The sequence below is a fragment of the Microtetraspora glauca genome (assembly GCF_040656155.1).
Classification (GTDB): Bacteria; Actinomycetota; Actinomycetes; order Streptosporangiales; family Streptosporangiaceae; genus Microtetraspora; species Microtetraspora glauca.
The window spans coordinates 122,971-141,051 of the sequence record NZ_JBFALK010000024.1; the positions used below are offsets into that span (position 1 = coordinate 122,971).

General features: G+C 70.3%; 20 protein-coding genes. 7 read left to right on the forward strand and 13 right to left on the reverse strand.

The window, feature by feature from the left end; translation table 11 throughout:
- Window positions 1–228: 228 nt before the first annotated feature.
- Both AB0I59_RS34925 and AB0I59_RS34930 read right to left on the reverse strand, forming a co-directional pair.
- The gene (locus AB0I59_RS34925) at window positions 229–1,413 is read right to left on the reverse strand and encodes a serine hydrolase domain-containing protein (protein WP_358139765.1); all 1,185 of its coding nucleotides are present in this window, start codon (window positions 1,411–1,413) and stop codon (window positions 229–231) included.
- Between the two features lie 41 nt (window positions 1,414–1,454).
- Window positions 1,455–1,832 carry a hypothetical protein gene (locus AB0I59_RS34930; RefSeq protein ID WP_061256897.1) on the reverse strand — a complete coding sequence of 126 codons (378 nt, stop codon included), beginning with the start codon at window positions 1,830–1,832 and terminating at the stop codon, window positions 1,455–1,457.
- Between the two features lie 172 nt (window positions 1,833–2,004).
- On the opposite strand from AB0I59_RS34930, the gene AB0I59_RS34935 reads away from it, so the two are divergent.
- From AB0I59_RS34935 to AB0I59_RS34945, 3 genes are all read left to right on the forward strand, one after another.
- Window positions 2,005–2,340, forward strand: coding sequence for an aldo/keto reductase (locus tag AB0I59_RS34935; RefSeq protein ID WP_358139768.1), 336 nt, complete (start codon window positions 2,005–2,007; stop codon window positions 2,338–2,340).
- Complete coding sequence (locus tag AB0I59_RS34940; RefSeq protein WP_358139771.1) at window positions 2,292–2,780, forward strand: GNAT family N-acetyltransferase; 489 nt, start codon at window positions 2,292–2,294, stop codon at window positions 2,778–2,780. The genes AB0I59_RS34935 and AB0I59_RS34940 overlap by 49 nt, the downstream gene beginning before the upstream one ends.
- Before the next feature lie 84 nt (window positions 2,781–2,864).
- On the forward strand, window positions 2,865–3,839 hold the full coding sequence (locus tag AB0I59_RS34945) for an aldo/keto reductase (RefSeq protein ID WP_061257254.1): 975 nt from the start codon (window positions 2,865–2,867) through the stop codon (window positions 3,837–3,839).
- Between the two features lie 58 nt (window positions 3,840–3,897).
- Here the strand turns inward: AB0I59_RS34945 and AB0I59_RS34950 are convergent, their stop codons facing one another.
- Window positions 3,898–4,356 carry a cupin domain-containing protein gene (locus AB0I59_RS34950; RefSeq protein WP_358139774.1) on the reverse strand — a complete coding sequence of 153 codons (459 nt, stop codon included), beginning with the start codon at window positions 4,354–4,356 and terminating at the stop codon, window positions 3,898–3,900.
- Window positions 4,357–4,492: 136 nt separating this feature from the next.
- Between AB0I59_RS34950 and polX the strand changes: the two genes are divergently transcribed.
- The 4 genes from polX (at window position 4,493) to AB0I59_RS34970 (ending at window position 9,907) form a co-directional block, all read left to right on the forward strand.
- A complete protein-coding gene (polX, locus tag AB0I59_RS34955) occupies window positions 4,493–6,178 on the forward strand; it encodes a DNA polymerase/3'-5' exonuclease PolX (protein ID WP_061256886.1) in 1,686 nt (561 codons plus the stop codon).
- A gap of 257 nt (window positions 6,179–6,435) precedes the next feature.
- Window positions 6,436–6,672, forward strand: a complete 237-nt coding sequence (locus AB0I59_RS34960) for a sulfurtransferase TusA family protein (protein ID WP_358139777.1) — start codon at window positions 6,436–6,438, stop codon at window positions 6,670–6,672.
- Between the two features lie 169 nt (window positions 6,673–6,841).
- Complete coding sequence (locus AB0I59_RS34965) at window positions 6,842–8,095, forward strand: sulfite oxidase (protein ID WP_358139780.1); 1,254 nt, start codon at window positions 6,842–6,844, stop codon at window positions 8,093–8,095.
- Window positions 8,096–8,350: 255 nt separating this feature from the next.
- Window positions 8,351–9,907: a WS/DGAT/MGAT family O-acyltransferase gene (locus AB0I59_RS34970; RefSeq protein ID WP_063818791.1), complete on the forward strand. Its 1,557-nt coding sequence runs from the start codon at window positions 8,351–8,353 to the stop codon at window positions 9,905–9,907.
- A gap of 22 nt (window positions 9,908–9,929) precedes the next feature.
- Here AB0I59_RS34970 and AB0I59_RS34975 read toward each other — a convergent pair whose 3' ends face one another.
- The 10 genes from AB0I59_RS34975 to AB0I59_RS35020 all read right to left on the reverse strand — a co-directional run bounded on the left by AB0I59_RS34975 (window position 9,930) and on the right by AB0I59_RS35020 (window position 17,920).
- On the reverse strand, window positions 9,930–10,472 hold the full coding sequence (locus tag AB0I59_RS34975; protein WP_228644681.1) for a TetR/AcrR family transcriptional regulator: 543 nt from the start codon (window positions 10,470–10,472) through the stop codon (window positions 9,930–9,932).
- Between the two features lie 147 nt (window positions 10,473–10,619).
- Entirely contained in the window at window positions 10,620–12,230 is a 1,611-nt protein-coding gene (locus AB0I59_RS34980; RefSeq protein ID WP_061256882.1) for a monocarboxylic acid transporter, read from the reverse strand.
- The gene (locus AB0I59_RS34985) at window positions 12,227–12,559 is read right to left on the reverse strand and encodes a DUF485 domain-containing protein (protein ID WP_061256880.1); all 333 of its coding nucleotides are present in this window, start codon (window positions 12,557–12,559) and stop codon (window positions 12,227–12,229) included. Before AB0I59_RS34985 ends, AB0I59_RS34980 begins: the two co-directional genes overlap by 4 nt.
- A gap of 175 nt (window positions 12,560–12,734) precedes the next feature.
- On the reverse strand, window positions 12,735–14,231 hold the full coding sequence (locus tag AB0I59_RS34990; RefSeq protein ID WP_358139785.1) for a sodium/solute symporter: 1,497 nt from the start codon (window positions 14,229–14,231) through the stop codon (window positions 12,735–12,737).
- Window positions 14,224–14,646, reverse strand: a complete 423-nt coding sequence (locus AB0I59_RS34995) for a hypothetical protein (protein ID WP_061256877.1) — start codon at window positions 14,644–14,646, stop codon at window positions 14,224–14,226. The genes AB0I59_RS34990 and AB0I59_RS34995 overlap by 8 nt, the downstream gene beginning before the upstream one ends.
- The gene (locus tag AB0I59_RS35000; protein WP_061256875.1) at window positions 14,643–15,392 is read right to left on the reverse strand and encodes a LytR/AlgR family response regulator transcription factor; all 750 of its coding nucleotides are present in this window, start codon (window positions 15,390–15,392) and stop codon (window positions 14,643–14,645) included. Before AB0I59_RS35000 ends, AB0I59_RS34995 begins: the two co-directional genes overlap by 4 nt.
- 79 nt (window positions 15,393–15,471) lie before the next feature.
- Window positions 15,472–16,644 (reverse strand): sensor histidine kinase, encoded by a 1,173-nt coding sequence (locus tag AB0I59_RS35005; protein ID WP_061256873.1) that lies wholly within the window; start codon window positions 16,642–16,644, stop codon window positions 15,472–15,474.
- 10 nt (window positions 16,645–16,654) lie between these two features.
- Entirely contained in the window at window positions 16,655–17,080 is a 426-nt protein-coding gene (locus tag AB0I59_RS35010) for an HIT family protein (RefSeq protein WP_358139788.1), read from the reverse strand.
- A gap of 67 nt (window positions 17,081–17,147) precedes the next feature.
- On the reverse strand, window positions 17,148–17,525 hold the full coding sequence (locus AB0I59_RS35015; protein WP_358139791.1) for a DUF3618 domain-containing protein: 378 nt from the start codon (window positions 17,523–17,525) through the stop codon (window positions 17,148–17,150).
- Entirely contained in the window at window positions 17,522–17,920 is a 399-nt protein-coding gene (locus AB0I59_RS35020; protein WP_061256870.1) for a phage holin family protein, read from the reverse strand. Before AB0I59_RS35020 ends, AB0I59_RS35015 begins: the two co-directional genes overlap by 4 nt.
- Window positions 17,921–18,081 lie beyond the last annotated feature (161 nt).

Here is an 18,081-nt window from a genome sequence, read left to right on the forward strand (position 1 = left end):
CGCGGCGGCCGAATGGCCGTGCTGACGCGGCCCGAGATCAACATCGACGGCGTGGCGTGGTCGACGCCCGCCTCGACAACGACGTCCCACCGGACTCCTCAGATCAGCCCCACAGCCGAGGTCCGTATGCGATTCGGTGGCGCAAGCCATGTCGGCCGGCGAGGCTCACGGTATGCCGGAGACGACCAGTTGATGCGCCGGTGCATGGAACAACGGGAGACCGGCGTCTTACCGGACCTGAGCCTTGATCGCGCTGTGGACCGCGTCCAGGAGGGTGGCGGCTCGCCGGTCCGGAACGCCTTCCTGAATGTGGTTCATGACATAGCCGAAAGCCAGGCCGCTCGCCGGGTCGGCGAAGCCGAGTGATCCGCCGTAGCCGGGAAACCCGAAGGCGGTAGGGCTGTACCAGAAGGCGTCGGGTGTCGGCAGGCCGAAACCGGTGCCGATCCGGACGGGAACCCGCAGGACGCAGTCGGTACCACTGACCTGTTCCGCGGTCGCCGCCGCCAGGGTCTCGGGTGTGAGGATGCGATGCCCGTCGACCTCGCCGATGAGCGCGGCGTAGAAGCAGGCCAGTGCGCGGGCCGTGCAGATGCCGTTGGTCGAGGGCATCTCGGCGGACTGCTCGCTCGGGTCGTCGTGGTTCAGCAGCGGCGTGACGACGGTCATCGACCGCATGGTCAGTGACGTGGGATCGGCATAGGCTCTCATCACCTCGCGCGCGGGTTCGGGAAGGGCGTCCAGGTCGATCCCGGCCAGTGCGTCCGGGTCGATCGGGTCGGCGACGATGCGGCTGACCCGATGCTGCTCGGCTTTCGGCAGCCCGATCCACAGGTCCAGGTCGAGCGGAGCGGCGATCTCTTCGGCGAGGAACGTGCCGATGCTGCGGCCGGTCACCCGGCGGACGACTTCGCCGACCAGCCATCCGTAGGTGTGCGCGTGGTAGCCATGCTCGGTGCCCGGCTCCCAGAATGGGCGCTGGGCGGCCAGCGCGGTCACCATCGGGTCCCAGGCGATCGCCTCCGCCGGAGTGATCGGGCGGTCGATCGCGGGCAGTCCGGCCTGGTGGGTGAGCAGCCAGCGGACGGGGATGCGCTCTTTCCCGTTGGCCGCGAACTCCGGCCAATACTCGGCGACGGGTGCGTCGAGGTCCAGTTCGCCGCGCTGGGCCAGCAGGTGCGCGCAGGCGGCGGTGACGCCCTTGGTGGTGGAGAACACGACCTGCAAGGTGTCGCGCTCCCAGCGGCGGCCGGTCTCGGGATCGGCGATTCCGCCCCACAGGTCGACGACTTTCCGACCGTGCAGGTAGACGCAGACCGCGGCGCCCACCTCCTGCTCGCCGCCCAGATTGGCCGCGAACGCCTCACGTACTCCTTCGAATCCTGGTGCGGTACTCCCGCCGATTTCGGGCATGCGTCATCGCCTTCCGTGTAGGACTGTGATGCCGGGAAGTGCTACCTGCGCCAGTGCCCGATGAGCCAGGCACAGATTTCCGGCTCGGTCATCTCGGGAAACTCTTCGGTGAACGTGACGAGTGCGCGCAGCGCTTCGTCGCGGTCCATGCCACGCTCCGCCGCTTCCTTGAGGTACTCCTGACGTGCGGCGGAAGGACGGCCTCCGCCCGCGCCACGGCCCGGTAGGCCGTTGCGCCACTGCACGATTTCCTCTAGCCGATCAGCCCGCCAGCCGGGGGCTCCGTCGACGTCGACGTCGGGCTCGGGAAACGGGTGATTCGAATCGCTCGGATAGCGGGAGCGCCACTTGTGCACCGCGTGCCGGCTCACCCCCAGCGCCTCGCCGATGCCGAGAACGCCGAGGAAGTGCTCGGTCATGGTGCACCAACTTGTCTGTCCGGCCTCCTCCGTGGATCTCATTACTACCACGCCCGAGGCGGAGCCCCGCGCCCGCGCAGGTGAACATCGTCTCTGGCAGAGACAACATTAGGCCGGGCATGGAAATATCGTCAACAACGAAGACGAAGTTATCCCGAAGATTCCGGGCATAATGGTCGTCGCGGCCCGGCGGAACCTAGGGCGATTAGCGTGCAGGATCTGCCTCGGCATGATGAGCTACGGCGACCCCGACAAATGGGGCGGCTGGGTACTCCCCCAGGACCAGGCCGAACCCATCGTCCGCAAGGCCGCCGACGGCGGCGTCACCTTCTTCGACACCGCCGACGTCTACTCCCAGGGCGTCAGCGAGGAGATCACCGACATCGCCCGCGGACGCCAAGACGCAGGAAGGACACGAAAATGCGGCACGACCACCATCACACATCCGCTCGACCACAGGTGGCCGTCCGGACCGCCGTTGAAGACGACGAACGGGCACTGGCGTTGATCGACCACGCTACCTGGTCGTTCGAGGCATCCCCAGCGCCGCTCTGGCCGCTCGAGACCCCATTCTTCGACGACCGGACGGCACCGGAAAACGTCCTCGTCGCGCATGAGAACGAGCACATCGTCGGCTACATCAAGCTCCGACCGGCCCCCATGGCCGCATCCAGCGGACACGTCCAAGAGGTCAACGGCTTCGCCGTCGCCCCAGCCCACCAAGGACGAGGCGTCGGCCACCTGCTCCTCAACGCAGCACGACAGGAAGCGGTCAACCGGGGAACCCGCCGCATCACCCTCAGAGTGCTGGGCACCAACACCCGAGCCCAAGCCCTCTACCTCGCGCACGGCTACCGCGTCGAAGGCAGGCTCAAAGACCAGTTCCTGCTGCAGGGCCGCTACGTCGACGATGTCCTCATGGCACTCGAGCTCCCGGCCCCGGCCTGACACTCCGTCAAACCGAAGCAACCCAGAGCGGGTGTGCCTCGCCCGTGTGTTCACAGCGACCGGACGGAATCTAGGGTGATCGACATGGATTACGTACGGCTGGGCAACACGGGCCTCAAGGTCAGCAGGATCTGCCTCGGCATGATGAGCTACGGCGACCCCGACAAATGGGGCGGCTGGGTACTCCCCCAGGACCAGGCCGAACCCATCGTCCGCAAGGCCGCCGACGGCGGCGTCACCTTCTTCGACACCGCCGACGTCTACTCCCAAGGCGTCAGCGAGGAGATCACCGGCAACCTGCTACGCGCGATCTTCCCCCACCGCGAGGACTACGTCGTCGCCACCAAGGTCTACTTCCCCATGGGCACCGGCAAGAACGACTGGGGACTGTCACGCAAACACATCCACGCCGCCGTCGACGCCTCACTCCGCCGCCTCGGCACCGACTACATCGACCTCTACCAGATCCACCGCTGGGACGACGAGACACCCATCGAGGAAACGATGGACGCCCTCAACGACGTCGTCCGCGCCGGAAAAGCCCGCTACATCGGCGCCTCCTCCATGTGGGCATGGCAGTTCGCCAAAGCCCAGCAGGTCGCCGCCGACAACGGCTGGACCAGATTCGTCTCGATGCAGCCGCACTACAACCTCCTCTACCGGGAGGAGGAGCGGGAGATGATCCCGCTGTGCCAGGACCAGGGTGTCGGGCTGATCCCGTGGAGCCCGCTCGCCCGGGGCCTGCTCGCCCGCGCGGGCGTCCCGGCCGAGACCGTACGCCAGGTCGGTGACGGCGCACGGCAGGAGCAACTCTACGGCGGCGCGGCCGACGCCGCGATCATCGACCGGGTGGCCGAGACGGCGCGCGAGCGCGGCGTGGCCCCGGCGTCGGTGGCCCTGGCGTGGATGCTGCACCGGCCCGGCGTCACCGCGCCGATCATCGGCGCCACCAAGGAGCGGCACGTCGACGACGCGCTGGTGGCGGCCGGGCTCGAACTCTCCGACAAGGAGATGGCCTACCTCGAGGAGCCGTACCAGGCACGGGCCGTCCAGTTCTGATCAGGGCGGCGCCCGCGTCGTCCCTGCGCGGGCGCCGCCGCCCCACCGCCCCGCCGGGCTACGGGAGCCCGTCCGGGTTCCGGAAGTCGATGATGTACGGCGGGGGAAGGGGGTCGTCCTCGGTGCCCGGGGCAGGGCTGCGTTCCAGCAGCCGCGTCCCGACCACGTGTCCGGCGAACACGGCGTGCAGCCTGACGCCGCTCCCGGACCGGTTGCGGAACCCGTGGGCGACGCCCGGCGGCACCAGGATCACCGATCCGGGGCGCACGGGCCTCCACTCCCCGTCGTAGAACGCCTCCGCCTCGCCCTCGTCGATGATGAGGACCTCCTCGTTGGTGTGCGCGTGCACGGGGATCACCTCGTCCGACGCGAGATGCTCGAAGTTCACCACCAGGTCTTTCACGTAGCGCCCGTCGGGGCGGACCGGGTCCAGCACGAGGCTGTAGCGGGAGTTCGGTTTGTGATTGTGCGGATCCGCCGGGAAACGGCGGTATTCCGGCTTCTGAATGACGGTCATGCCGACCAGCATGGTCACGGACCGGCTCCCGGGGCAGATCGCACTTTCCGGTAACTCCGTCACACCGGGGTAACCGTCCACGTCGGCGGCGAAGGCGGAATCGAAGATTGTCGGGGGCACCCCGTACGCTGCTGGCATGGGACGGTCGAACGACGAGGCGGCTGCCGCCATCGAGGAGTACGCGGAGCTTTTTGCGCTGAACGGCGGGGACGCGTTCCGGGTGCGGAGCTACCAGAAGGCGGCGAAGTCGATCGCCGGCTTCCCTGAGGATCTCCGCCAGACGGACGTGCGCACGATTCCGGGCGTGGGCGAGGCGATCGCCAAGAAGGTCGAGGAGTTCCTCCAGCGGGGCAGCTTCCGCCAGCTCGACGATCTGCGCGCCGTCGTTCCGGAGGGGGTGCGCGAGCTCACGAAGGTCCCGTCGCTCGGGCCGAAGAAGGCGCTGTTCCTGTTCCAGGAGCTCGGCGTCGACTCCCCCGCCGCGCTCGCCGAGGCGATCAGGGGCGGGCGGCTGGCCGGGCTGCGGGGCTTCGGCCCGAAGACCGAGGAGAACCTGCTCAAGGGCGTCGAGCAGCTCGAGCAGTCGGGCGGGCGGGTCCACATCGGCATCGCCATGGATCTGGCGGAGCGGGTCATCGCCTCGCTGCCCGCCGAGCGGATCGCCTACGCCGGTTCGCTCCGGAGGATGCGGGAGACGATCGGCGACGTCGACATCCTCGCCGTCGGCCCGGTCGAGCTGATGGCCACCTTCGCGTCGCAGCCGTACGTCACCGAGGTGATCGCGCGGGGCGACCGCAAGACGTCGGTCCGGACCGATCGCGGCCTCCAGGTGGACCTTCGCGTGGTCCCGGCCGAGTCGTGGGGGGCCGCGCTGGTCTACTTCACCGGTTCCAAGGAGCACAACGTCCACATCCGCGAGATAGCGGTGAAGAAGGGGTGGAAGCTCTCCGAGTACGGCCTGTTCGACGGGGAGGACCACGTCATCGCCTCCGAGACCGAGGAGGACATCTACCACGCGCTCGGCATGCAGTGGGTGCCGCCGACGCTGCGCGAGGACGGCGGCGAGGTCAAGGCCGCGCTCGAAGGCCGCATCCCCCGGCTGGTCGAGCTCGACGACCTCAAGGGCGACCTGCACACGCACACGAACCTGACCGACGGCATCGCCTCGCTCGACGACATGGTGGCCGCGGCGGCGGCGCGGGGTTACGCCTACTACGCCGTGACCGACCACGCGCCCGAGCTGTTCATGCAGCGGATGACGCTGGAGAAGGCGCTCCAGCAGCGCGCCGAGATCGCCGCGTTGCAACGGAGCTATCCGGACATGCGGTTGCTGCACGGCACCGAGCTCAACATCGCCCCCGACGGCTCCGTGGACTGGCCGGCCGAGGTGTTGGAGGGGTTCGACATCTGCGTCGCGTCCGTCCACTCGCACTTCGGCCAGAGCCGCGAGGAGATGACCCGCCGCTTCATCGCCGCGTGCGAGAACCCCAACGTCCACATCATCGGCCACCCGACCACACGGAAGATCGGCAAGCGGCCCCCGGTGGACGCCGACTGGGACGAGGTGTTCCGGGTGGCGGCGCGCACCGGCACCGCCATGGAGATCGACTCCTTCCCCGACCGGGCCGATCTCCCGTCCGACCTCGTCCGGCTCGCCCGCCATCACGGCGTCAAGTTCTCGATCGACAGCGACTCGCACGCGATCCCGCATCTGGCCAACGAGAGGTTCGGCGTCGGCATCGCCCAGCGCGCGTGGCTGACGACGGACGACGTGATCAACACCTGGCCGCTGGACCGCCTGCTCGCGTTTCTCGGCCGGTAGGCCGGTCGCCGTCTATCGGGCCTCGCCGGGCCGGGGATCGGGCGAGCGTAGCGGGCCGTGATCCAGGTGAACGACTGCACCTCCCCGCCGGGGGTGCGGTGCTGTCCGGTGCGCTCGCCGACGAGGGTGACGGCGTCGCCGAGCTCGGCGGCAAGCACCTCGGCCGGCTCCTCGGGTTCGGATGACTATTGGAGGTTGGGATGGGGCCGACATCGGCGAGTGCGCCGGTCGTGATCGACGGAGGCGACCGGACCTGCGTGAGGCTTCTGCTTGAGCTGCGGAAGCGCATCACGGAGCTGCCCCCGGGCACGACGATCCACCTCATCGCGTCCGACCCCGCCGCCCCGGTCGACCTCCCCGCCTGGTGCCATCTGACCGGCCACACCTACCTCGGCCCGCTGCCCGACGCCCCCATGCCCACGTACGCGCTGCGCACGACCGACCGGCCCGCCGCCACCGGGGCCGAGGCACCCTGGCACCGGGACGGGACCTGACCCGCCGGGACCGCGACGGAACCCGGCTCGGCACGCCTCCCTGACCGGACACGTCATCCCAAGCCGAAAGGGCCCACATTCCTGGTGGACCAGGCCCAGGGTCCCGCCGCTTTCGCAGATTCAATGGTTTCCTGGTAGGTAATAGGTACATGGAGGAGGGGTGGTCCACATGGATCTCGAAGACCTGACCGGCGCGTCCGTCTCCAGGACCCGCGTCCCGCACCCGCGAGAGGAGATCCGCTGTCCCCCGGGGGTCCCCTCCCCCCTCGGCGAAAGCGACCCCCACCAACCCGAACCCGGAACCGACGGCCCCGAACGCGGCGATCCCGGACCCGGCCGCCCCTTCGTCAAGCCGATGCCTCCCGAACTGTTCGACGTGCACGGATCCTGCGCCGAGATGCGGTGGGAGGCGATGCGCGGCCGGGGCTTCCACGTCCCCAACGACCGGTTCTTCGTCAGGAACCACACCTCGACCCCGCTGATCGACGCCGCCACCTGGCGGCTGCGGCTGCACGGATCCGGGCTACGCTCCCCCCGCCACTTCACGTACGACGAACTGCTGGCCCTGCCGCCGCGGACCATGGACGTGGCGATCGAGTGCGCGGGCAACGGGCGGTCCTTCTTCGCCGCCCAGCAGGGCCTGCACACCCCGGGCACACCCTGGGGGCTCGGCGCGGTCGGCGTCGCCCGCTGGCGCGGTGTGCCCCTGGCCACGATCCTCACGCTGGCCGGGGTCACCAAGGACGCCGTGGACGTCCTGCCGAGCGGCCTCGACCCGGAGTACGTCGACAACGGCGTGAACCTCGGTCATGTCCGCCGTCCGCTCCCGATCGCCAAGGCACTGGACGACGTGCTCCTCGCCTACGAGATGAACGGCGAACGACTGCCGCCCGACCACGGCTTCCCCGCCCGGCTGGTCGTCCCCGGCTGGACCGGGATCGCCTCGATCAAGTGGGTGGGGGACATCGAGGTCTCCACCACTCCGCTGGCGTCCCCCTGGAGCACCGACCTCTACCGGATGCTCGGCCCCGGCCAGTCGGGGGAACCGCTGACCACCCAGGTGGTCAAGAGCGCGTTCGAGCTGCCCTGGAACGCGACACTCCGGCTCGGGCACCGGCAGGTCCTGCACGGCAGGTCCTGGTCGGGCAACGGCCGCGTCGTCAGGGTCGAGGTCAGCTTCGACGGCGGGCGGTCGTGGCGGCGTGCCCTCACCCGTGGCCAGGGCGTGGCGGCTGGCCAGGGCGTGGCGGCGGCCTGGACGCCGTGGCACATCACCTGGTTCCCGAGGGAGCCCGGCCCGTACGTCCTCCTGGCCCGCGCCACCGACGAGACCGGGGCCACCCAGCCGACGCGCACGCCGTACAACACGCTGGGCTACCTCTTCGACGGGATCGTTGAACATCACATCACGGTGGCCGACTAGAAGAGCCGCCGAACGGGAATGTCACCACGAGGCCACCTCACCTGCATCGGGCGAGGTGAGGCGCGTCCGACCGGCACTGGTCTCGCTCTCGTGGCCTTTCCCCGGCACTATGCCGGGGTCGCGCGCGTCTGAAGTCGCTCCCCGGAGACGTGCGGGAAACGCGGCGGTAACCCGGCGCGGAGATGATGGTCACACTCCGGAAGTGGACGATGATCGTCCGCCACGGAGCACGGAGGCGAGCAGGGAGGATTGCCGATGCGCCAGCTGACGGCACTCGACACGCAGTTTCTGAGCGCGGAGTCGCAGACGACCGCGTCGCATGTCGCGGGCGTGGCCATCGTCGATCCGGCGACCGCCCCGACCGGGACGATCACCCGAGAGGGACTGATCAGCCTGCTGCGCGAACGCCTCCACCTCGCCCCTCCGCTGCGGATGCGGCTCGCCGACGTGCCCTTCGCGCTCGACCGGCCGTACTGGACCGAGGCCCCGGACCTCGACCTTCGCGACCACGTGCACGAGTCCACGCTGCCGGCCCCGGGCGACGACGACCAGCTCGCCGAGCACGTCGCCCGCATCCACGCGCGCCGGCTGGACCGGGCGCGGCCGCTGTGGGAGATGCACCTGATCCACGGGCTGCCGGACGGCCGGGTGGCGCTGTACACGAAGGTCCACCACTGCGCCATCGACGGGGTCTCCGGCGCCGAGATCCTGGTCTCCTTGCTGGACCTCTCCCCGGAGCCGCGGCTGGTCGAGACTCCCCCGGACGTCCCGGCGGAGCGGAGGCCGGATCCGGTCGCGATGCTGGCGGGCGCGGTGGCCCGCTCGGTCGCCCACCCCGTCGCGGCGCTCCGCTCGTTCACGCGGGCGGCGGCCGACCTCGACGCGATCCCCCTGGCCTCGGCCCTGCCGGGCGCCCGTCTCATCGCCCGCACGACCCGGCGGCTCCTCGGCGACGAGCGGCCCCGGCCGGAACTCCCGCCGCTCGCGCCCCCGCGTACGCCGTTCAACGGGACCATCTCCGGCGAGCGGAGCTTCGCCTTCGGCTCGATCCCGCTGGTCGAGATCCGGCGGGTCTCCCGGACCTTCGGGATGAGCGTCAACGACGTCGTCATGACCCTGTGCGCGTCCGCGCTACGCCGCTGGCTGGTCTCGTGCGACGCGTTGCCCGACCAGCCCCTCATCGCTGCGGTCCCGGTCGCGGTCCGTACGGCACGCGGCAGCGAGACCATCGGCAACCAGATCTCCGCGATGATCACCCCGCTGGCGACGCACGTGGACTGCCCGAAGGAGCGGCTGACCATGGTGCGCGCCGCCATGCTGGCCGCCAAGCGGCGTTTCGCGGTGTCCCCGGCGACCTGGCTCAGCGACGTCTGCGCGATGTTCCCCGCGCCGTTCTCGGCGCTGGTCACACCCACGCTGTTCCGGCTGGCCGGCATGGTGGGGACCGGGGTGAACCTGATCGTGTCCAACGTTCCCGGCCCGCCGTTCCCGCTCTTTCTCTGTGGTGCCCGGGTGTTGTCGTACTACCCGATGTCCGTGCTGACCGACGTCACGGGAGCGCTCAGCATCACCTGCATCACGTACGACGGGCGGCTGGACCTCGGAGTGGTGGCCTGTCCCGACCGGGTGCCCGACGTGTGGAGCCTGATCGGCCACATCGACGAGGCGATGGAGGAGCTCACCACGCTGGCCAAACGGGAGCGGGCCGGGGAGACGGAGAGTGAGGACGGCTCGGGGGACGAACCGGTCGCGGCAGCCGAGCCGGTCACCGTGGAGCGGAGCGCCCCGGCCGTGGAGAAGGTGCCCGCCTGACCCGGCGACGCCGTACGGACGGTCAGCCCAGCGCATGGACGATCAGCTCGGCCACCGCGTCCGGGTCGATGTGGTGGCCGGTGAGCTGGCAGAGGCTCTCCTGGTAGAGCAGGACGGCGGCGAACGTGGCGGCGGCCGCCTCCAGCCTGGCCGCGTCGCCGCGTCCGCCCGGCATGGCGAGCTCCAGGGCGAACCGCGCCCTCCTGATGATCTCGGCGTTGAGCCGGCCCAGCCGCTCGCGCACCGATCCGTGCGTGTCGGCCTCGCGGAACAGGATCCGCCGCATCGCGGGCGACGCGTGCAAGGGCAGCCGGCGGGCCAGCCGGGACAGGGCTCCCGCGGCGTCGCCCGGCACCGCCTCGACCTCCTCCTCGGTGACCAGGGTCCGCTCGTCCACCAGCGAGATCAGTACGTCGATCTTGCGGGGAAAGTAGTGGAAGAGCAGACCCTTGGGCACCCCGGCCAGTTCCGCGATCCGCGCCGTCGGGGTCGCGTCGTACCCGCCGCCCGAGAAGAGTTCCTCGGCCGCGTCGAGAATCCGGGTTCTGGCCGTCTGCCGGTACACAAAACCGACAATAACCATGCGAGATCCGGCGTACCATCCCGCGGCGGACAGGTGACCCTTCATCCCGGCCGCGTCAGCCCGCCGCGCGTGAAGCGGCCCGGCCGCGGGCTCTGCGCCACCCGCGACCGGGCCTGACCTGAGGCGGGATCAGTGCTCGGCGGCCTTCTCCGCGCCGACACCGGTGAGCGAGCGGACCTCGATCTCGGCGTACTTCGACGCGTTGAACTCCTTGCTGAGGACCGTCCCGATGTATCCGGCGAGGAAGCCGATCGGGATGGAGACGATGCCCGGGTTCGACAGGGGGAACCAGTGGAAGTCGGTGTCGGGGAACATCGACGTCGGCGCCCCGGAGACCACCGGCGAGAAGATGACGAGCACGACGGACGAGACCAGGCCGGCGTAGATCGCCGAGACGGCGCCCGAGGTGTTGAACCTCTTCCAGAACAGGCTGTAGAGGATCGCCGGAAGGTTGCCCGACGCCGCCACCGCGAAGGCCAGCGCCACCAGGAACGCCACGTTGAGCGACTGGGCGAAGATGCTCAGCGCGATGGCGACCGCACCGATCACGAAGGCGGAGATCCGGGCGACCACGACCTCCTGACGCTCGGTGGCGTTGCCCCGCTTGAACACGTGGGCGTACAGGTCGTGCGCGAAGCTGGAGGAGGAGGCCAGGGTCAGACCGGCGACCACCGCCAGGATCGTGGCGAACGCGACCGCGGCGATGACCGCGAGCAGGATCGTGCCGCCGACCTCGCCGAAGATCAGTTCACCGACCGCCTTGGCGAGCTGCGGCGCCGCCGTGTTGCCCGCCTTGTCCTGGGCGGTGATCGCCTTGCTGCCGACCAGCGCGGCGGCGCCGAAGCCGAGCACCAGGGTGAGCAGGTAGAACACGCCGATGATGCCGATGCCCCACTGGACGGACTTGCGGGCGTCCCTGGCGGTGGGCACGGTGTAGAAGCGGATCAGGATGTGCGGCAGGCCGGCGGTGCCGAGGACGAGGGCCAGGCCCAGGCTGATCAGGTCGATCTTGCCCGCGATGCCCTGGGCCTCGGTGCCGTACTTCAGGCCGGGCTCCAGGAACGCGGCGCCCTTGCCGCTCTTCTCGGCGGCCTCGCCGAGCAGGCCCGACAGGTTGAAGCCGTACTTGCCGAGGACGAGCAGGGTGATCAGCGTCGCGCCGGTCATCAGCAGCACGGCCTTGACGATCTGGACCCAGGTGGTGCCCTTCATCCCGCCGAACACCACGTAGACGATCATGAGCAGGCCGACCGCGATGATCGTCCAGATCTTCCCGGCCTCGGAGTGCACGCCGAGCAGCAGGCCGACCAGGGCACCCGCGCCGACCATCTGGGCGAGCAGGTAGAAGATGCTCACCACGATCGTGGACACGCCGGCCGCCGTACGCACCGGGCGCGGCCTCATCCGGAACGCGAGCACGTCGGCCATCGTGAACTTGCCGGAGTTGCGCATCAGCTCGGCGACGAGCAGCAGCGCGACGAGCCAGGCGACGAGGAAGCCGATCGAATAGAGGAACCCGTCATAACCGGACAGCGCGATGATGCCGGCGATGCCGAGGAACGACGCGGCCGACATGTAGTCGCCGCCGATCGCCAGGCCGTTCTGCAGGCCGCTGAACGAGCGGCCACCCGCGTAGTAGTCCGCGGCGGTCTTGGTGTTCCTGCTGGCCCAGAAGGTGATGACCAGCGTTCCGGCGACGAAGACGACGAACAGGATCGTCGACAGGGTCTCGTGCTTCATGCGGCCGTCTTCTCCTCGACCTCGTTGCGGAGCTCGTCGGCGAGCGGGTCGAGCTTGGCCGCCGCGTGCCGCGAGTAGGCCCAGGCGATCAGGAACGTCGAGACGAACTGCAGGATGCCGAAGACCAGGGCGACGTTGATGTTGCCGAAGAGCTTCGTGCCCATGAAGCCCCGCGCGAAGCCGGACAGAACGACGTAAAGTACGTACCACACGAGGAACGCCACAGTCGCCGGGAAGACCCAGCCCCGAAACCTGCCGCGCAGTTCCTTGAACCGCTCGCCGGCTTGAATCTCCTCATAAATCGATGCGTCATGTTGCCGAGTCGTCACGCGACCTCCAACGGCTGTGATCTGGATCACGCAGAGCGTAGGAGCGGACGGTGCCCCGCGACGAGACGCCGGAGCGGGTTCTTCGGTGAGCCGCCGACACGCGGCGGTCAAGCAGGTACGGCCTGCGATGAGTGGTCCCATCAATGCGCCCAACGGTCGGCCGGGCCGCCGGACGTCAGACCGAACGCGGCCGCCAGTCGCCGCGGTCCACGTCCAGCGTCTCCGGGGTGTGCAGGCGGACCATCGTCCTGGCCACGTTCCTCGGCACGCGGGACGGCGTCAGCAGCGAGACGACGATCATGACGGTGAAGGAGATCGGGACGCTCCACGCCGCCGGCTGGGCCAGCAGCGCCTCCGGCCATCCCGTGTACGGCCCGCCGATGATGGTCGCGATGACCGCGGCGCAGGCCAGCCCGCCCCCGGTGAGGAGCCCGGCCAGCGCGCCGACCGTCGTGAGCCGCCGCCACCAGATGCCCAGCACGAGCAGCGGGCAGAACGAGGACGCGGCGACCGCGAACGCCAGCCCCACCACGTCGGCCACCGGGAGCGTCCGCGCCATCCCCGCCAGCGCGAACGGCACGGTCACCGCGAGCACCGTGGCCACGCGGAACGGCCGTACCCCGCCGCCCATGATGTCCTGCGCGATCACCCCCGCGACCGACACCGCCAGCCCGGACGACGTCGACAGGAACGCGGCGAACGCCCCCGCCGTCACCAGCGCGGTCAGCAGCTCCCCCGCCGTCCCGCCGACCAGCCGTCCCGGCAGGGTGAGGACGACGGCGTCCGTCGCGGGCAGCCCGTACACCCGGCCGAGGTAGCCGTACACCGCGGGCATCAGGTAGAAGGCGCCGAGCAGCGTGAGGACCAGCAACGTGGTCCGGCGGGCGGCCCGGCCGTCGGGGTTGGTGTAGAAGCGGACCAGCACGTGCGGAAGGCCCATCGTCCCGAGGAACGTCGCCAGGATCAGCGAGTACGTCGCGTACACCGGATGCTCGCGCCCGTGCAGCGGCAGCGCCCACGGATCGCCGGGCGGCAGGCCGGGCGACCCGTCGGACCGCCAGGCGATCAGCATGAACACCAGCGGCACCGCCAGCGCGGTCAGCTTGATCCAGTACTGGAACGCCTGGACGAACGTGATCGACCGCATGCCGCCGGACAGCACGTTGAGCGCGACCACCACCGCGACGAGCAGGCCGCCGGCCCAGGTCGGCGCGCCCGTGATCGTACGGAAGACCAGCCCGGCGCTCTGGAACTGCGGCATGAGGTAGAGCCAGCCGATCAGCACCACCAGCACGCTCGACGTGCGCCGCACCACCATCGACTCCAGCCGCGCCTCGGCGAAGTCCGGCAGCGTGTACGCCCCGGACCTGCGCAGCGGAGCGGACACGAGCACGAGCAGCACGAGGTATCCGCCGGTCCAGCCGACCGGGAGCCACAGCATGTCCGCGCCGTAGGTGAGGATCAGCCCGGCGACCCCGAGGAACGAGGCCGCCGAGAGGTACTCCCCGCCGATCGCCGAGGCGTTCCACAGCGGGGACACCGTGCGGGACGCGACGTAGAAGTCCGAGGTCGTCCGGGACACCCGGATCCCGAATGCCCCGATCAGGACCGCCGCGAGCAGCACGAGCACAACCGCGGTCACACCGTACGCGGGGCTCACCGGGTCATTCACGCTCCATCAGGTCGGCGAAATGGCGCTCGTTCCGCTCCGCCTGCCGTACGTAGAGCCAGGCGCCGACGACGAACGCGGGATAGATGAGACCGGCGAGCACCATCCACGGCAGCGGCAGGCCGAACAGGTCGGCCGAGCGCAGCTCGGGGACCAGCAGGAACAGCAGGGGAAGCCCGCCGACCACGCAGCCGAGCACCGAGCAGACGAACAGCCCCAGCCGGAACTGGGTGCGGACCAGCGACGCCATGTAGACCTCGCCGAGCCGCGTCTGCTCGTCGATCTCCGTGGTGAGCGGGCGACGGGGCCGGCGTGCGGCGGCCGTGCGCGGGCTGGTGACGGCGACGCGGCGCGGCCGGTCGGCGTCGGCGGCGGACCGGTTCACCCGCAGCAGATCCGAGATCCGCTTCTCGGTCATCGGGGCCCGGCCTTCCGCGCCCGGCGGACCAGCAGGTCGCGCAACTCGCGGGTGTGCCGCCTGCTGACGGGGATCTCCGTGTCGCCGATCCGCACGACGCACCGGCCGGAGTCGATGTGCAGCTCGTCGATGTGCCGGAGCGCGACCAGGTGGCTGCGATGAACGCGGACGAAACCGGCCGACGCCCAGCGTTCCTCCAGCGCGGCCAGCGGGATGCGCACCAGGTGGCTTCCCGTCGCGGTGTGCAGCCGGGCATAGTCCCCGCGCGCCTCGACGTACCTGACCTCGGTGCTGGTGACGAACCGGGTCACCCCGCCCAGCTCGACCGGGATCGTGTCCGCCTGCGGCCCGGCCTCCGGCACCGTACGGCTTCCGCACACACGCCTGATCGCCTCGGCCAGCCGTTCGGGCCGGACCGGCTTGAGCAGGTAGTCCTCGGCCTTCAACTCGAACGCGTCGACCGCGTGGTCCTCGTAGGCGGTCACGAACACGATCTTCGGCGGCCGGGTGAACTGCGCGAGGAGCCGGCCGAGCACCACGCCGTCCAGGCCGGGCATGCGGATGTCGAGGAAGACCGCGTCCACGGGCCTGCCCTCGGCCATCGCCCGGTCCAGCAGCTTCAGGGCCGCCGCGCCGTCGCGCGCGGTCAGCACCTCGCCGATGCGCGGGTCCGCTCTGAGCAGGTACGCCACGTCCTCCAGGGCGGGCTGCTCATCGTCCACTGCCAGGACCCGCAGGCCGGTCACAGGCGTCCTCCTTCACCACCGAATCCCATAGAGCGTGATGAATCAGGACAGCCGAAGTCAACGCCCGGCCCCACGGTTCTCACGCCGAGACGCCGGGGTGGTATTTGGGGAGGCGGATGCTGACCTTGGTCCCGGCGTCCCTGGCGGTCTCCACCACCAGGCCGTACTCGTCGCCGTACACCTGGCGCAGCCGCTCGTCCACGTTGGCCAGGCCGACGCCGGTGGCCCGGTCCTCTCCGGAGAGGATGCGGCGCAGCCGCTCCGGGTCCATGCCGATGCCGTCGTCCTCGACGCTGATGCCGCACTCGGCCCCCGCGTCCTCGGCCAGGATCGAGATCCGGCCGGCACCCGGCTTGCTTTCCAGGCCGTGCCGTACGGCGTTCTCGACCAGCGGCTGGAGGCACAGGAACGGCACGGCGACGGCCAGCACCTCGGGGGCGATGCGGAGCGTGACCTGGAGCTGGTCGCCGAACCTGGCCCGTTCGAGGGTGAGATAGCGCTCGATGGAGTGCAGTTCCTCGGCGAGGGTGGTGAAGTCGCCGTGCCGCCGGAACGAGTAGCGGGTGAAGTCGGCGAACTCCAGCAGCAGTTCCCTGGCCCGTTCCGGGTCGGTACGGACGAACGACGCGATCGTGGTCAGCGAGTTGTAGATGAAGTGCGGCGAGATCTGCGCGCGCAGCGCCCTGACCTCGGCTTCCATGAGCATCGTCCGTGAGCGGTCGAGCTCGGCCAACTCCAGTTGGGAGTCCACCCACCGCGCCACCTCCTGCGCGGCCCGCACCAGCCCCGCCGAGGCGTGGTCGCCGTACGCGGCGAGCGTGCCGACCACGCGGTCCTCGGTGGTGAGGGGCACGACCACGGCATGCCGGATGGGGCACTCCAGCAGGTCGCAGTCCAGCGCGAGCACCTGGGTCCTGCCGTCCTCCAGCGTCCTGGCGGCGTGGCCGAACGCCTCCTTGGCGTGGTGGTCGCCCTCGCCGTCGTAGACGAGCAGTTCCTCGCCGTCGGTGATGGCGATCGCCGGGGAACCGAGGAGTTCGCGCAGGTAGCGCGACGCCTTGAGCGCGCCCGCCTGGGTGAGCCCGGCGCGCAGCGGCGGCGCGGCCAGCGACGCCGTGTGCAGGGTCTCGAACGTCGCGCGTTCGGCCGGGCTGCTGCCGAGCTCGCGCCGGCCGCGCAGCACGCGCCACAGGACGATCGACGGCACGCCGATGAGCCCCGCCACCACCAGGACCGCCACAACGGGTTCCACGCCGCGTCCTTTACGTTGTAGATTTCTTGACTGCGGCCTGGATCCGCTCGGCGTACTCCCTGGCCTCGCCGTCGTCGGCGTACTTCACCCGGGGCCAGAAGAAGCCGCGCAGCCCGTCCTTGCGGTTGCGCGGCACGACATGGGTGTGCAGGTGGGGGACGCTCTGGCTGACCCGGTTGTTCAGCGCGACGAAGGTCCCCGCGACGCCGAGGCCCTCCTCGACCGCGCGGGCCACCTCCCGCACCCGCTGGAAGTACGGTCCGACGTCGGCCACGGGCAGGTCCGACAGGGTCTCGACATGGGTCCGCGGCACGACGAGGACGTGCCCCTTGAAAACCGGCCGCGCGTCGAGGAAACCCACGGCCACATCGTCCGACAGCACCGTCGCGGCCGGTGTGCGGCCCGCCACGATGGCACAGAACACGCAATCGTCCACGCGCGCCCCTTCTCGTGATCCTCTGGACATCGTCCCACTGGAGGACCACGGCCGGGGCGGCGCCGGGTCAGGCCGGCCGCCGCCGGCCTCGCCGCATCAGCCGGCGGAGGAGCACCGCCGCCGCCATCCCGGCCACGGCGACGATCAGCATGGGTCGCGTCCTGCCCGCCGCCCGGCGGGCCTTCTCGCCGGCGCGGCGCCTGACGTCGAGCCGGGACTTCAGGGCGGCCACGGTACGGGCGAGCTCCGCGCGGTCGCGCTCGATGTCGGCGAGCACCGCCGCCTCCTCGGCTTCGGCCGGCTGCCACACGACGACGACGCGCTGCAACGACTCGTTCAGGGTGTCGCCGGGCTCGCTGACCGCACCACCCTTCACGAGCTGGCTGTGCACCCCGACCTCTCCCGCGGTGTCGTCGCGGTCCAGCCAGGGGTCGGTCTCGCTCACCTGCGCGCTCCCTCACGCACGACGCCGATGTCACTCCTGACGCTCCGCATCGTCCGGCGCGGGGTCGGCGGCGTCGCGGCGGACACCTGCTGCTTGCCCACCACACCGAGCACGGCGGCCAGGAAGAGAAGCCCGCCGCCGACGGCCAGGGCCGCCGCCCAGGCGGGAATCACGAGCGCCAGGGCGAGGATCGCGGTGGCCACGAGCGCTCCCCCGCCGAGCAGGGCGATCACCCCGGCACCGCCGAAGAGCCCGGCGCCGATCCCGGCGTGCCTGCCCTTCTCCGTGAGCTCGATCTTGGCGAGCCGCAGTTCGTCCCGGACCAGCCGGGACATCTGCTCCGACATCTGCCGGACCAGCTCGCCGGTGGACGGAGCTTCCTTGGTGTGAACCATGGGTGCCTCCCATGTCGGAAGATGCGTATCCGCCTACCCCCGGACGCGGACCCAAACCACGGCCGTGACCGCTGGAGCGAACCTGCCGCAACAGCTGAAACTTTCACCCACCGCGCGGTCGCCGTACGGGGAGGTTCCGGCAAAAGACCAGCCCCGTGAGG